The 13,719-nt window shown below is 66.8% G+C and carries 15 protein-coding genes; all 15 read right to left on the minus strand.

What is annotated here, in order from left to right:
• Positions 1 to 316 precede the first annotated feature (316 nt).
• The 15 genes from murA to prmC all read right to left on the minus strand — a co-directional run bounded on the left by murA (position 317) and on the right by prmC (position 13,682).
• The gene (murA, locus tag NX1_RS30560) at positions 317 to 1,597 is read right to left on the minus strand and encodes a UDP-N-acetylglucosamine 1-carboxyvinyltransferase (protein WP_068067091.1); all 1,281 of its coding nucleotides are present in this window, start codon (positions 1,595 to 1,597) and stop codon (positions 317 to 319) included.
• A 90-nt stretch (positions 1,598 to 1,687) separates the two neighbouring features.
• A complete protein-coding gene (locus NX1_RS30565) occupies positions 1,688 to 2,263 on the minus strand; it encodes a cob(I)yrinic acid a,c-diamide adenosyltransferase (RefSeq protein WP_068067094.1) in 576 nt (191 codons plus the stop codon).
• A gap of 172 nt (positions 2,264 to 2,435) precedes the next feature.
• Positions 2,436 to 2,858: a DUF2550 domain-containing protein gene (locus tag NX1_RS30570; RefSeq protein ID WP_068067097.1), complete on the minus strand. Its 423-nt coding sequence runs from the start codon at positions 2,856 to 2,858 to the stop codon at positions 2,436 to 2,438.
• A 186-nt stretch (positions 2,859 to 3,044) separates the two neighbouring features.
• Positions 3,045 to 3,422 (minus strand): F0F1 ATP synthase subunit epsilon, encoded by a 378-nt coding sequence (locus NX1_RS30575; protein ID WP_068067100.1) that lies wholly within the window; start codon positions 3,420 to 3,422, stop codon positions 3,045 to 3,047.
• Between the two features lie 6 nt (positions 3,423 to 3,428).
• Entirely contained in the window at positions 3,429 to 4,877 is a 1,449-nt protein-coding gene (atpD, locus tag NX1_RS30580) for a F0F1 ATP synthase subunit beta (RefSeq protein ID WP_068067105.1), read from the minus strand.
• Between the two features lie 25 nt (positions 4,878 to 4,902).
• A complete protein-coding gene (locus NX1_RS30585) occupies positions 4,903 to 5,874 on the minus strand; it encodes a F0F1 ATP synthase subunit gamma (RefSeq protein ID WP_068067108.1) in 972 nt (323 codons plus the stop codon).
• A gap of 52 nt (positions 5,875 to 5,926) precedes the next feature.
• The gene (gene atpA, locus NX1_RS30590) at positions 5,927 to 7,564 is read right to left on the minus strand and encodes a F0F1 ATP synthase subunit alpha (RefSeq protein ID WP_068067110.1); all 1,638 of its coding nucleotides are present in this window, start codon (positions 7,562 to 7,564) and stop codon (positions 5,927 to 5,929) included.
• 73 nt (positions 7,565 to 7,637) lie between these two features.
• Complete coding sequence (locus NX1_RS30595) at positions 7,638 to 8,447, minus strand: F0F1 ATP synthase subunit delta (RefSeq protein ID WP_068067115.1); 810 nt, start codon at positions 8,445 to 8,447, stop codon at positions 7,638 to 7,640.
• Between the two features lie 19 nt (positions 8,448 to 8,466).
• Positions 8,467 to 9,027, minus strand: a complete 561-nt coding sequence (locus NX1_RS30600; RefSeq protein ID WP_068067117.1) for a F0F1 ATP synthase subunit B — start codon at positions 9,025 to 9,027, stop codon at positions 8,467 to 8,469.
• Positions 9,028 to 9,032: 5 nt separating this feature from the next.
• Entirely contained in the window at positions 9,033 to 9,278 is a 246-nt protein-coding gene (locus tag NX1_RS30605) for an ATP synthase F0 subunit C (RefSeq protein ID WP_011207590.1), read from the minus strand.
• A 75-nt stretch (positions 9,279 to 9,353) separates the two neighbouring features.
• A complete protein-coding gene (gene atpB, locus NX1_RS30610; RefSeq protein WP_157120246.1) occupies positions 9,354 to 10,184 on the minus strand; it encodes a F0F1 ATP synthase subunit A in 831 nt (276 codons plus the stop codon).
• 264 nt (positions 10,185 to 10,448) lie between these two features.
• Positions 10,449 to 10,907: a Cg1360 family ATP-synthase-associated protein gene (locus NX1_RS30615; protein ID WP_068067122.1), complete on the minus strand. Its 459-nt coding sequence runs from the start codon at positions 10,905 to 10,907 to the stop codon at positions 10,449 to 10,451.
• 10 nt (positions 10,908 to 10,917) lie between these two features.
• Positions 10,918 to 12,093, minus strand: a complete 1,176-nt coding sequence (locus NX1_RS30620; RefSeq protein WP_068067124.1) for an MraY family glycosyltransferase — start codon at positions 12,091 to 12,093, stop codon at positions 10,918 to 10,920.
• 16 nt (positions 12,094 to 12,109) lie between these two features.
• Positions 12,110 to 12,775 (minus strand): L-threonylcarbamoyladenylate synthase, encoded by a 666-nt coding sequence (locus NX1_RS30625; protein WP_068067193.1) that lies wholly within the window; start codon positions 12,773 to 12,775, stop codon positions 12,110 to 12,112.
• A gap of 34 nt (positions 12,776 to 12,809) precedes the next feature.
• Positions 12,810 to 13,682 carry a peptide chain release factor N(5)-glutamine methyltransferase gene (gene prmC / locus NX1_RS30630; protein ID WP_068067195.1) on the minus strand — a complete coding sequence of 291 codons (873 nt, stop codon included), beginning with the start codon at positions 13,680 to 13,682 and terminating at the stop codon, positions 12,810 to 12,812.
• Between the last annotated feature and the right edge of the window lie 37 nt (positions 13,683 to 13,719).

The following is a 13,719-nucleotide window of genomic DNA, read 5'->3' on the forward strand; positions in this document are numbered from 1 at the left end:
ACTATCTCTCGGGGCTAACCCCGATCAATCGGTGAGGCAACTTTTACAGCTTAGCGCGGTCGGTCACCCGAAACCAAATCGGGGTCTCAATCGAGCTAGTGTGACCGTCAGGCGCTCCTCGTACTACCTCGTTTCCCGGTCCTCGCCCAGCCTCTCGGCTTGGCGTCTCGGCTCCGGGTCGGTGTCCGTGTCGCTCTGACTTGAATAAAGTTACGTGTCTGCGTTCACGATGTCAAATCGCCTGGTCAATATGGGTTTTCGACGATCGGAGATCAACACCGCCTGCGGACAAGATCGTTCTTGCCCGCAGACAAGATCAATCAGGCGCCCCGACCCGCTCCACCAAACCGCCCAGCGCCTGCAGCTGCTCGACGAAATTGGGGTAACCGCGGTCGATATGGAAGACGTCGTGCACTTCGGTGGTGCCGTCGGCGACCAGACCCGCGAGCACCAGACCCGCGCCGGCCCGAATATCCGAGGACCACACCGGCGCGCTGGAAAGCCGCGGAATACCGCGCACCACCGCGTGATGACCGTCGGTGCGGGCGTCGGCGCCCAGCCGGATCATCTCCTCCACGAAACGGAATCGCGCCTCGAAGATGTTCTCGGTGATCATCGACGTACCGTCCGCGATGGCGGCGAGGCCGATGGCCATCGGCTGCAGATCGGTCGGGAAACCGGGGAACGGCAGCGTCGAGAAGTTCACCGCGCGCGGACGCTCTGGCTGTACGACGCGGAAGCCGTCCAGATCGAAGGAGATTCGCGCGCCCGCGGAACGCAGCTTGTCCAGCACGAGCGAAAGGTGCTTCGGGTTCACGCCGGTGACGCGCACGTCGCCCATCGTCATGGACGCGGCGATCCCCCACGTCGCGGCGACGATGCGGTCGCCGATCACGCGGTGATCGGTCGGACGCAGTCGCTTCACGCCCTGGATGGTGAGCACCGAGGTGCCCGCGCCGCTGATCCGGGCGCCCATCTGCACCAGCATGTTGCACAGGTCGACGATGTCGGGCTCGCGCGCCGCGTTGTCGATGACCGTCTCGCCCTCGGCGAGCACCGCGGCCATGAGGATGTTCTCGGTCGCGCCGACCGAGGGGAAGTCGAGCCGGATCCGCGCGCCCTGCAGTTCGTCGGCGCGCGCGACGACGCAGCCGTGTTCGATCTCGCTGGTCGCGCCGAGCAGGCGCAGGCCCGCCTGGTGCATGTCGAGCGGACGGGAACCGATCGCGTCGCCACCGGGCAGCGCGACGACCGCGCGCTTGCACCTGGCCATCAGCGGACCGAGCACACACACCGAGGCGCGGAACTGCGTCACGGCGGGGAAGTCCGCGTGGTACTTCGGTTCCGCGGGCGTGGTGATGGTGACCACGGAACGGTCGCCGGGTGCGTCGTCCGAGAGGACGACCTCACATCCAAGCCCACGCAGCACCTCGGCCATCAGCGGCACATCGAGAATGTCGGGGCAGTTCGTGATCGTCGACGTGCCCTCGGCAAGCAGGGCTGCGGCCATCAGCTTGAGGACGCTGTTCTTAGCGCCTCCTACCGCGACCTCGCCGACGAGCCGATTGCCCCCGGTGACCAGAAACCGTTCGCTCACACTGGGTAGCTTATCCACCGTCGGCGATGCGCACGCGCGTGTACGCGATCCCGGTGTGCTCCGACACGGTCCGAAGGGCCCGTATCTCGACTATTTCTCGCCGCCACCGGGCTGCCACAGAATGTCGCCCTCGGGATTGGTGTACCGGCTCAGGATGAAGAGCAGGTCCGAGAGCCGATTGAGGTACTTCGCCGGGAGGACGCTGGTGTCGTCGGGATGCGCCGCCACCGCGGCCCACGCGGAGCGTTCGGCGCGACGGGCAACGGTGCGGGCGGTGTGCAGCAGCGCGGCGAGGGGGGTGCCGCCCGGCAGGATGAACGAATTCAGCGGCGCCAGTTCGGCATTGAACTCGTCACACCAGCTTTCCAGGCGGTCGATGTAGTCCTGGGTGATGCGCAACGGCGGATACTTCGGTTCCGCCACCACCGGGGTGGAGAGATCGGCGCCCGCGTCGAACAGATCGTTCTGGAGCCGGCGCAGCACGGTCAGCAGGTGCTCGTCCGGCGCGCCGAGCGCGATGGCGACTCCGATGGCCGCGTTGGCTTCGTCGCAGTCCGCGTACGCGACCAGGCGGGGATCGGTCTTGGCGACCCGGGAGAAATCGCTGAGTCCGGTGGTTCCGTCGTCACCGGTCCTGGTGTAGATCCGGGTCAGGTGAACACTCACGACGCGTCCTCGCTGACACTCGGCAACGTCGCGCGCGTCGGCACGCTGTGTCGATGACCCACTCGCTGACGCTCGCTCATGCCTTCGCCTCGCTGGCGCTCGGCTGCGGCGTGCGCGCGGCGCGCTGGCACTTGATTCGCTCACTTCGTTCGCTCATGCGATCCTCCGCTCGCTACAGACCGGGCATGCGGCGGGTGCGGTCCGAGGGGCGGGATTCCACCCAGGACAGGAAGGCCGCGCGGGCGCCGCGGTCCAGCGCGAGTTCGTAATTGCCCTCGGCGTCGGCCACCTCGGTGACGATGATTTCGTCGGTCATGATGTCGTATTCATCGCCGCGCGGTCCGCGACGGTCACCGACCTCGATGCCGCGGCGCCTAATGGTGGCGTCCGGGCCCAGCTTGAGACTGGTGAGTTTGAAGAAGACGAGACGGTCCTCGTCGTAGCGAATGAGACCGTGCCGCCAGCCCTGGCCGCCGTTCGCGGGTAGGACGCGCAGGATCGCGGCGGTCCCGCCGCGGCGCAGCATGATCAGTCGGTAGACGGAGATCAAACCCAATGCGACCAGCAGCAGCACCAGAATGATCAAGACAACCATCCCGGTTTGCAATGCTGTCCGTCCTTTCGCTCGGCATCCGCGTCACGAACCGCGGCGGATACCCATCCGTTGCGACATTCAAACACGAGTCTACAAACGGGTGAGCAACTGGGGCTGAATGCCATTGTCGGCGGCGAAGATACCTTCGCCGCCGACAATGGGGATGTTCACGACCCGTCAGGGTCTTCAGGCGCTCGCGACCTGCTCGACCGCGCGCACCCGGGCCTGTGCCGCCCGCTGCTGTTCCTCGGTCGCGGACGTGTCGGCCAGCACCTTGCGTGCCTCCTCGACGTCCACCTCACCGGCGAACTCCGCGGACTCGGCCAGGACCCGCACCGTGTTAGCGGTGACCGAGAAGAAGCCGCCGTGCACGGCGGCAACGATCCGCTCGCCCTCGGTGGACACGATGGTCACGGTGCCGCCCTCGACCAGCTGGCCGAGGAGCGGCTCGTGGCCCGGCATGATGCCGATCTGGCCCTCAGTGGTCTGCGCGCTGACGAACGACGCCTGGCCGGACCAGAGCAGTCGCTCGACCGCGACGAGATCGACTGACATTTCTGCCATCGGTGACTACTTTCCGGCGATCTTCTTCGCGGCCGCCTCGACGTCGTCGAGACCACCGCAGGAGTTGAACGCCTGCTCCGGGTAGTGGTCGAACTCGCCCTTGCAGACCCGGTCGAAGTCGTCGATGGTCTGCTCCAGCGGCACGACCGAACCCACCTGGCCGGTGAACTTCTCGGCCACGATGAAGTTCTGGCCGAGGAACTTCTCCAGGCGACGGGCGCGACCGACGAGGACCTTGTCCTCTTCGGAGAGCTCGTCCATGCCGAGGATGGCGATGATGTCCTGCAGCTCCTTGTACTTCTGCAGGATCCGCTTCACCTCGTTGGCAACGGCGAAGTGCCTGTCGCCGACGATCGAGGCCTCCAGGATGCGGGAGGTCGAGGTCAGCGGGTCGACGGCCGGGTAGATGCCCTTCTGCGAGATCGGGCGGGAGAGCTCGGTCGTCGCGTCGAGGTGGGCGAAGGTGGTCGCCGGAGCCGGGTCGGTGTAGTCGTCGGCGGGCACGTAGATGGCCTGCAGCGAGGTGATGGACCGACCACGGGTCGAGGTGATGCGCTCCTGCAGCTCACCCATCTCGTCGGCCAGCGTGGGCTGGTAACCGACGGCGGAGGGCATACGGCCGAGCAGGGTCGACACCTCGGAACCGGCCTGGGTGAACCGGAAGATGTTGTCGATGAACAGCAGCACGTCCTGGTGCTGCACGTCGCGGAAGTACTCGGCCATGGTCAGGGCCGAGAGGGCGACGCGCATACGGGTGCCCGGCGGCTCGTCCATCTGGCCGAAGACGAGGGCGGTGTCCTGGAGGACGCCCATCTCTTCCATCTCCAGGCGGAGGTCGGTGCCCTCACGGGTGCGCTCGCCGACGCCCGCGAACACGGAGGTGCCGGAGAACTCACGCGCGATACGGGTGATCATCTCCTGGATCAGAACGGTCTTGCCGACACCGGCGCCACCGAACAGACCGATCTTGCCGCCCTTCACGTACGGGGTCAGCAGGTCGATGACCTTGATGCCGGTCTCGAGGATCTCGGTCTTGCCCTCGAGCTGGTCGAAGCTCGGCGGCTTGCGGTGGATGCCCCACTGCTCGCCGTCGCGGCCGGTGCCCGGCGCGTCGAGGCAGTCGCCGAGAGCGTTGAAGACGTGGCCCTTGACGACGTCACCGACGGGCACCGAGATCGGCTTGCCGGTGTCGGTGACGGTCGCGCCGCGGACCAGGCCGTCGGTCGGCTGCATCGAGATGGTGCGCACGATGTTGTCGCCGAGGTGCTGGGCGACCTCGAGGGTCAGGGTCTTGGCCACCGACGCCAGCTCGATGTCGGCGTTCAGAGCGTTGAACAGCTCGGGGATCGCGCCACGCGGGAACTCGACGTCCACGACGGGGCCGATGACCCGGACGACGCGGCCTGCGGCGGCGCCGGTCCGGCTCGTGTTGTCTTGAGTGACAGCTGCGGTCATTTGGATTGGTTCTCTTCCTGCGCTTCTAGTCGCGGTCCGAGCTCGACGCCAGCGCGTTCACGCCGCCGACGATTTCGCTGATTTCCTGCGTGATCTGGGCCTGACGCACCGAGTTCGCCTCGCGCTGAAGAACACTCGCGAGTTCGTTGGCGTTGTCGGTGGCCGCCTTCATTGCGGTGCGCCGAGCCGCGGACTCGGATGCCGCTGCCTCGAGCAACGACGCGTAGATACGCGTGTTCACGTACTTCGGCAGCAGCGCCGCCAGCAGTACATCGGCGTCGGGCTCGAATTCGTACTGCGCCTGCGGTTCGGCGGTGGGCGAATCGGAGAACGAGTCCGCGCCCATGTCGAAGTTCTCGTCGACGAAGCTGACCTGGATCGGCGCCAGGCGGCGCACCTCAGGGGTCTGCGTCAACATCGAAACGAACCGCGTGTACACGATGTGCAGCTCGTCGACGCCCTCGATGTCGCCAGTACCGTGCGGGTGCGGCACCTGGCCCTCGGAGCCCGCCATGAAGGCCGCCACCAGGTGGCCACAGGCCGCCGAGGCGTCGGTGTACTTCGGCTGCTGCGAGAAACCGGTCCATGCCGAGACAAGCGGGCGGTTGCGGAAGGTGTAGTACGTGAGGCCCTTGTTGCCCATCACGTACAGCACCGGCTCCTTGCCCTCGCCGCGCAGGGTGGTCATCAGCTCTTCGGCGCGCTTGAGCACGTTGGAGTTGTAACCACCGCACATGCCGCTGTCACTGGTGATCACCAGCACGGCGGCGCGACGCGGGTTGGCGCGCTCGGTCAGCAGCGGGTGCGCGAGGTTCTTCGACGCGCTCGCGAGCTCGGCGAGAACCTTGGTGATCTCCTCCGCGTACGGCTTGGCGGCCGCGACCCTGGCCTGGGCCTTGGAGATTCGCGAGGTCGCGATCAGCTCTTGGGCCTTGGTGATCTTCTTGATCGAATTCACACCACGAATGCGGGAGCGCAATTCACGCAAGCTTGCCACGGTTCACACTCCCTTCATTCGCCAGATTCCAATAGCGCATTAGCTCGCCCGATTACTTCTCGACGTGCTTGCGGGTGACGGACAGCGACTCGACCTCTTCGTGGTCGAGCTCGCCCGCCTCCGCCTCGTTCACCACACGGCTGCCGTCGGAGGCGAGGAAGCCCTGCTTGAACTTGTCGGTGGCCGCCTTGATGGCGTCACCGTTCTCGGCGTCGAGGACCTTGCCGCCCTCGATCGACTTGAACGCGTCGGCCGCGCTGCGGTGCAGGTCCTCGATCAGCTCCGCGTTGAAGCGGCGGATGTCGGCGACCGGAACCGAGTCGTAGTAACCGGCGTCGACCAGGAAGATCGACACGATCTGGTCCTCGACCGCGACCGGGGAGTACTGGTCCTGCTTGAGCAGCTCCACCCAGCGGGCGCCGCGCTCGAGCTGCGCCAGCGAGGCGGCGTCGAGGTCGGAGGCGAAGGCGGAGAACGCCTCGAGCTCGCGGTACTGCGCCATTTCCAGACGCAGCGAACCGGCGACCTTCTTCATGCCCTTGGTCTGGGCGGCGCCACCGACACGGGAGACCGAGGTACCGACGTTGATCGCCGGGCGGACACCCTTGTTGAACAGGTCGGACTCGAGGAAGACCTGGCCGTCGGTGATGGAGATGACGTTGGTCGGGATGAACGCCGAGACGTCGTTGGCCTTGGTCTCGATGATCGGCAGACCGGTCATCGAGCCGGCGCCCATCTCGTCGGAGAGCTTGGCGCAACGCTCGAGCAGACGGGAGTGCAGGTAGAAGACGTCACCCGGGTACGCCTCGCGGCCCGGCGGGCGACGCAGCAGCAGCGAGATGGCGCGGTAGGCCTCGGCCTGCTTGGTCAGGTCGTCGAACACGATCAGGACGTGCTTGCCCTGGTACATCCAGTGCTGGCCGATGGCCGAGCCGGTGTACGGGGCCAGCCACTTGAAGCCGGCGGAGTCGGAGGCCGGGGCCGCGACGATGGTGGTGTACTCCATCGCGCCGTGCTCCTCCAGCGCGGACTTCACGCCCGCGATGGTGGAACCCTTCTGGCCGATGGCGACGTAGATGCAGCGCATCTGCTTGGTGGGGTCGCCGGACTCCCAGTTGGCCTTCTGGTTCAGGATCGCGTCGATGCAGACGGCGGTCTTGCCGGTCTTGCGGTCGCCGATGATCAGCTGACGCTGGCCACGGCCGATCGCGGTCAGCGCGTCGATGGCGGTGATGCCGGTGGCCATCGGCTCCTCGACCGGCTGGCGCTCCAGCACGGTCGCGGCCTGCAGCTCCAGCACGCGACGCTCGTCGGCCTCGATCTCTCCCAGGCCGTCGATCGGCTGACCGAGCGGGTTCACCACGCGGCCGAGGAACTTGTCACCGACCGGAACCGAGAGCACGTCACCGGTGCGGCGGACCTGCTGGCCCTCTTCGATCTCGGCGAACTCGCCGAGGATGACCGCACCGATCTCGCGGTCCTCGAGGTTCAGCGCCACGCCGAGCACGCCGCCCGGGAACTCGAGCAGCTCGTTGGCCATAGCCGAGGGCAGGCCGCTGACGTGCGCGATGCCGTCGCTGGTGTCGGTGACGACACCGACTTCTTCGATGGACGTCTGGGGGGTGTAGCTCTGGGTGTAGCTCTCGATCGCGCTACGGATCTCGTCGGAGGAGATCGTCAGCTCCGCCATGTTCTTCCTGCTCTCGCTGTAAGGGTCTCGAATGTCGGTGGTTGGCGCCGGTGCCGAGGCCGGCTGAGCCGTGCTACGCCAGTTCGCGGCGCAGCCGCTCCAGTCGGCCGGTGGCGCTGCCGTCGATCACGTCGTCGCCGACGCGCACGACCAGCCCGCTCAGCAGGCTCTGATCGACCTCGACGTGCACCGTGATCGGCTTGCCGTAGATGCGCTGCAGGGAGGCGGCGAGCCGCTCCCGCTGCTGCGGCGTCAGGGCGATCGCGGCACGCACGTGCGCGACGATCTGGTCACGCCGGGCGGCGGCCAGGTCGGACAACTCGTCGAAGGCCGGGCCGAGGCCGATCCGCTGCCGGGCCACCGCCTGCTCCGCGAGGGTCACGGTGATGGTCTCGGCCTTGCCGGACAGCAGCCCGGCGATCAGCTCGCGCTTGGCCGAACCCGGCTTCCCGCGATCGGACAGCGCCTGCTCCAGCTCGGGGTTGTCGGCGATGATCCGGCCGAGCCGGAACAGCTCGTCCTCGACCGCCTCGAGCCTGCCGCTGTCCGCAGCCGACTCCAGCAGGGCCTCCTGGCCGAGCAGCACCAGGGTGTCGACCAGGTCGGAGGTGCGCGACCAGTCCTGGGCCACCGCGGTGGTCAGCACCGCCAGGGTGGCGGGGCTGACCTTGCCGCCGAAGACCCGCTCGCTCAGCTCGGCGCGCACCGAACCGGGCACCGACACGTCCGCGAGCGCAACACGCAGCGAACGCTGGTCGTCCAGCACGGCGACAGCGGCGAACAGTTCCGAGCCCGTCGTGGCGGCAACACTGTCGCTTCCGGTCAGAGCGGCCCGAAGCGCCTCCCGGGACCGGGAGCTGGCCTCGCGGCTCGCTGCGTACATGCTTCTCACTTTCGCGTCGTTACCTTCCGACCCCGATGCCGGCGTCGGTCTCGTCGAGCTCACTGAGGAACTTCTCGATCGAGGCCGCCTGCTTGGCTTCGTCCGAAACCGACTGACCGATGATCTTCTCGGCCAGGTCGACGGCCGTGCGGCCGACCTCGGAGCGCAGTTCGGTGAGGATCTGCTGGCGCTGGGCTTCCAGCTGGGCGTGGCCCGCGGCCACGATGCGGTCACTTTCGGCCTGGGCCTCCGAGCGCATCTGCGCAAGGATCTGCTGGCCCTGGGTGCGCGCGTCCTCACGGATGCGCGCGGCCTCGAGGCGGGCGTCCGCCAGCTGCTGCTGGTACTGCTGCAGCGTGAGCTGGGCTTCTTCCTGCGCGGCCTCGGCCTTGGCGATACCGCCCTCGATCTTGTCGGCACGCTCGTCCAGCACCTTGATCAGGCGCGGGATGACGTACTTGTAGAACAGCACCGCGATGATCGCGACGCAGACCACCGACCAGACGATGTCGTACGTTTCGGGGACGAGAGGATTCACATCCTCTCCGCCCTCCGCTGCGAGTACTGCGAACTCGTACATCGGAATCAGAAGATGAAGCCGGCGACGAGGCCGATCAGGGCCAGCGCCTCGGTGAACGCGATACCGAGGAACATGTTGGTACGGATCGTGCCCTGCAGCTCGGGCTGACGGGCGATACCCTCGATCGCCTTACCGACGACGATGCCGACGCCGATGCCCGGGCCGATGGCGGCCAGGCCGTAGCCGACGGCGCCGAGGCCCTTCAGCGTCGACTCGTTGGCAGCTTCCTGGGCCAGGTACGAGAGGCTCATGAGTCTTCTTTCCCTTTCTGTTGCTCACCCGCCGGTTGGCGCGGTGTAGCAGGTCTCCAGTGATTGGTAATGCGGTCAGTGAGAATCTGCGTGCTCGGCGAGGCCGATGTACACGGCGGTCAGCAGCGCGAACACGTAGGCCTGCAGGAAGATGACCAGCATCTCGAACAGCGTGAACCCGAGTCCCGCGAGCAGCGAGAACGGCGAGAACACCTTCATCCACGAGGCGGCGTCGAACAGGAAGAACCAGGTCGCGCTGAAGAACAGCACCAGCATGATGTGGCCGGCCAGCATGTTCGCCATGAGTCGGACGGTCAGCGTGAACGGACGCAGGATGAAGGTCGAGACGAACTCGATCGGAATCAGCAGGACGTGCAGGGCGGGCGGCACGTTCGGCACCACGATGCTGCTGCGCAGGTAGGTGAAGAACCCGTACTTCTTGATGCCCACGTAGTTGAACGCGATGTAGGCGATCGCTGCCAGCACCAGCGGCATGCCGATTCGCGCGTTCGAGGAGATGTTCAAGCCCGGAATGATGCCGGAGAAGTTCAGAAAGAGGACCGTGAAGAAGATCGTCGCGATGAGCGGGAAGAACTTGCGGCCGGTTTCCTTGCCGAGGACCTCTTCGGAGATCTGCTCCTTGACGAAGACCAACCCGATTTCGGCGACATTCTGTAGGCCGCGCGGAATGATTCGGGGACTCCGGAATGCCAGCAGCATGACAACGACCAGCACCGCGGTCATCAGCAGCCGGACCAGCATCAAGCGATCGAGTTCGAACGGCGTTCCCTCGAACAGCACAGCTGGAGGGAAGAAGTCGGTTAGCGACGGCGCGTGGAACTCACCCGCCGCCAAAGTGGTGACGCTCAGCGTTCTCTCCCGTGTTCGGGCCGCGGGTACGGTCATTCCCGCGGTTCGATCGGACATTGACGATCAATTTGGTCGACTCAGGTCGGCTCGAAGTTCGTCAGCAGCTGCGCGGCAATACCGCTCGGGCGGCGTCTGTACGTGTGTCGGCGACATCGTCGACATGCAGAACCGGAACCCTCGGAGCCCGGCACGGCAGTAAGCATAGCGGTACTCGGAGGGATCGTGGGGATCCCCCCTCGCTTGGTCGCTTGCTTACCAACACTTTACCAAGTTATCTACGACGCTGTGTAGGGGGGTGAGTCAATCCTGCTCGGGAGCCGGATCCGGGTCGCCCGCGGTGGTCGAGACATACGGAACCTTCTGTCGCAGAACGCCGTACGTCTCCGCGCCGAGCACGATGAGCAGGGAACCGATGACGGTCAGGAACAGCGCCATCCGGTTGTAGAAATCGAATTGGTTCAGCACCGCGACGGCGATGAGCACCAGCAGCACCTTGCCTGTCCAGCTGGCCAGCATGACCAGGCCCGCCGTGCTCGGCGGCAGCTTCGCGCCGAACAGCACGACGGCCGCCGTGGTGAGGATGAACACGCCGCCGATGGCCGCGCCGAGCAGCGCACCCCACAACCCGGGCAGCCCGGCGACGGCGGTCGCGATCGCGGCGCTCAGCACCACGAGTACCGCCAGTCCGATCAGGCCGTAGCGCAGCGCCGACTTCAGCGGCGCATCGGGACCGGGGACCGGGTTCGGAGTAAAGCTCACGGGCCCGACTTTACTCAGCGGCCTGACGATCGGCCGCAGGCTCCCCGCGCCGCAGCCCAGGAATGGCGGTCACCACGAGCGCGAAGACGAGGCCCGCGGCCATCAGCAGAACCACGATTCTGCGGTCCATCAACGAGGTGCCGACCGCGCCGAATGCAAGCACACCGACCCACAAATAGATCAACAGCACCACGCGCCGGTGGGAATGGCCGATCTGCAGCAAACGGTGATGCAAGTGCATTTTGTCCGGGGTGGAGAAACTCACTCCGGCGCGCACCCTTCGCACGATAGCCAGCAGCAGATCCAGCACTGGAATGAACATCACGGCGCCGACCAACAGCAGCGGCGAAAGCAGACCGACGATGTCGCGCGGACCATAGCCTTGCAGCGGAATTCGACCCGAAGCACCGGTGGAAACCGAGGCGAGCATCAGGCCGATCAACATCGATCCGGAGTCGCCCATGAATATCCGCGCCGGCTGGAAATTGTGTGGCAGAAATCCCGCGCACGCGCCCGCGAGCGCCGCGGCGAGGAGGGCGGGCGGATAGGTGTTCACGTCGCCGCCCTGCTCGTAGAGCAACCCCACGGAGAACACGAAAACCGCCGCCGCGCAGATGAAGCCGAGCCCGGCCGCAAGGCCGTCCAGGCCGTCGACGAAGTTCATGGCGTTGATCAGCGTCACCGCCACCGCCACCGTCACCAGTCCGCCCTGCAAGGCGTCGAGTACCACGGTGGAGTTGTTGAACGGGTTGTAGATGACGTACCAGCTCAGCCCCATCACGGCCATGACGCCCGCCGCCGTCACCTGGCCCGCGAATTTGGTGAGCGCGTCCAATCCCCACCGGTCGTCGACGATGCCGACCAGCACGATGATGGTGGCGGCGACCAGCACCGCGGGAATGTCGGGCGCGTAGTCGAAGCCGCGGCGCAGCGCGGGCAGCTGGTGCGCGAAGAGCACCGCGGCCACCACGCCGATGTACATGCCGACGCCGCCCATCCGCGGGATCGGCTTGACGTGCACATCCCGTTCGCGCGGCACCGCCACCGCGCCGAACGCGATCGCGGCCAGCCGGACGCCGCCGGTGGCGAGGAAGGTCACCGTGGCCGAGATCAACAGGACGAGCAGCAGCTCGCGCAGCGGAACGACCGAGCCAGAGCCGGAAATCGGAGCAATCGCCCGAATCATGCGACCTTTCTCCCGCTCACCGCGCGGGGGTGTTGGTCAGCTCGTCCGGCGACATGCCGAGCACCTCGGCGATCTCGGCCACCGGGACCGCGCCCTCGCGCAGCACGCGCGGCTGGTCCGCGGTGAGATCCACGATGGTCGAGGCGACCGCGTGCGCGGCGGGACCGCCGTCGAGGTACACGCCGACCAGGCTGCCGAGCTGCTCGCGCGCCTCGCCGGCGGTCTTCGCGGGCGGCTGACCGGAGACGTTGGCGCTGGATACGGCCAGCGGGCCCACCTCGCGCAGCAGATCGAGCGCGACAGGGTGCAGCGGCATCCGCAGCATCACCGTGCCGCGTGTATCACCGAGATCCCACGCCAGCGAAGGCGCTTGCTGCACAACGAGACTCAGACCACCCGGCCAGAACGCACGGATCAGCTCGCGCGCCTGCGGGCGCACCGAGAAGACCAGTCCGTCGATGGTGTGCCACGACCCGACCAGCACCGGCACCGGCATGTCCCTGCCGCGGCGCTTGGCCGCCAGCAGCTCACTCACCGCGGTGGAATCGAAAGCGTCGGCCGCGAGGCCGTACAACGTGTCGGTGGGCATCACCACCAGCCGCCCGGATTTCAAAGCGCTGGTCGCGGCGGACAGTCCGGCGGCGCGCGAGTCGGGATCCGCGCAGTCGTAGACGGTACTCACGGCCCCCATCCTGGCACATGGGGCAGGTGAGGCATCAGGTGCGGGTGGCGACTACGAAGCGGGGTTTGCCTGCTAGGTCGGGGTGTTCGACGACGTCGACGAAATCACCCGTGTCGGCGAGGAGCGCGGCGAGGGCGGAGCCGTTGGTGTCGTCGTGCTCGATCGCGGTCGCGCCGCCAGGACGCAGCAGGCGAGTGATGTTGGGCACCATCCGCCGGATGACGTCCAAACCGTCGGCGCCGCCGAACAGCGCCAGGTGCGGATCGTGGTCGGCGACCTCGGGATCGAGCACCGCGCCGTCGGGGATGTAGGGAGGGTTGGACAGCAGCAGGTCGACGCGGCCGTTCAGCTCGGTGAGCAGGTCGGGGTCGGTGGCGTCGTCGGCGTACAGGGTGATCGGGGTGTCGCCGTCGGCGATGCGTTCGTCGGCATTGCGGCGAGCCCATCGCAGGGCGGCCGGATCGATCTCGATGGCGTGCACCTGGGCGTCGGGCCGCGCGTGCGCGACCGCGAGCGCGAGCGCTCCCGAACCCGTGCAGAAATCGACGACGATGGGCTGGTGATCGTGCGGCAGGGCCTCCAAATAGGCCAGGGCCCAAGCGAACAGCAGCTCGGTCTCCGGCCGCGGCACGAAGACGCCAGGCCCGACCGCGAGATCGATCTGCCCCATCGGCGCGACGCCGGTCAGATGCTGCAACGGAATGCGCTGGGCGCGCCGGTCGACCAGCACCCGGTAGTCCGCGATGAGCACCGGATCCACCAGCGGCACCAAGGCCAACCTAGTCCGCTCGACCCCGAGCAGATGCGCGGCGAGTTGCTCGGCATCCGACCGAGGACTCGGTACACCCGCCGCCTGCAATTTTTCGGCGGCTTCATTGATCACTGAACGCAGAGACACTCGACCCACCACCCCACTCTCGCCGATTTCCGATGCGCCCATTGTT

The sequence above is a fragment of the Nocardia xishanensis NBRC 101358 genome (genome assembly GCF_001613365.1).
GTDB lineage: Bacteria > Actinomycetota > Actinomycetes > Mycobacteriales > Mycobacteriaceae > Nocardia > Nocardia xishanensis.

Bases quoted from the DNA above. Each gene is read 5' to 3' on its own strand.
- NX1_RS30570 (WP_068067097.1), bottom strand. From the start codon at position 2,858: ATGGTTGTCTTGATCATTCTGGTGCTGCTGCTGGTCGCATTGGGTTTG.
- NX1_RS30575 (WP_068067100.1), bottom strand. From the start codon at position 3,422: ATGGCAGAAATGTCAGTCGATCTCGTCGCGGTCGAGCGACTGCTCTGG.
- atpD (WP_068067105.1), bottom strand. From the start codon at position 4,877: ATGACCGCAGCTGTCACTCAAGACAACACGAGCCGGACCGGCGCCGCC.
- atpA (WP_068067110.1), bottom strand. From the start codon at position 7,564: ATGGCGGAGCTGACGATCTCCTCCGACGAGATCCGTAGCGCGATCGAG.
- NX1_RS30595 (WP_068067115.1), bottom strand. From the start codon at position 8,447: ATGTACGCAGCGAGCCGCGAGGCCAGCTCCCGGTCCCGGGAGGCGCTT.
- NX1_RS30600 (WP_068067117.1), bottom strand. From the start codon at position 9,027: ATGTACGAGTTCGCAGTACTCGCAGCGGAGGGCGGAGAGGATGTGAAT.
- NX1_RS30605 (WP_011207590.1), bottom strand. From the start codon at position 9,278: ATGAGCCTCTCGTACCTGGCCCAGGAAGCTGCCAACGAGTCGACGCTG.
- atpB (WP_157120246.1), bottom strand. From the start codon at position 10,184: ATGACCGTACCCGCGGCCCGAACACGGGAGAGAACGCTGAGCGTCACC.
- NX1_RS30620 (WP_068067124.1), bottom strand. From the start codon at position 12,093: ATGATTCGGGCGATTGCTCCGATTTCCGGCTCTGGCTCGGTCGTTCCG.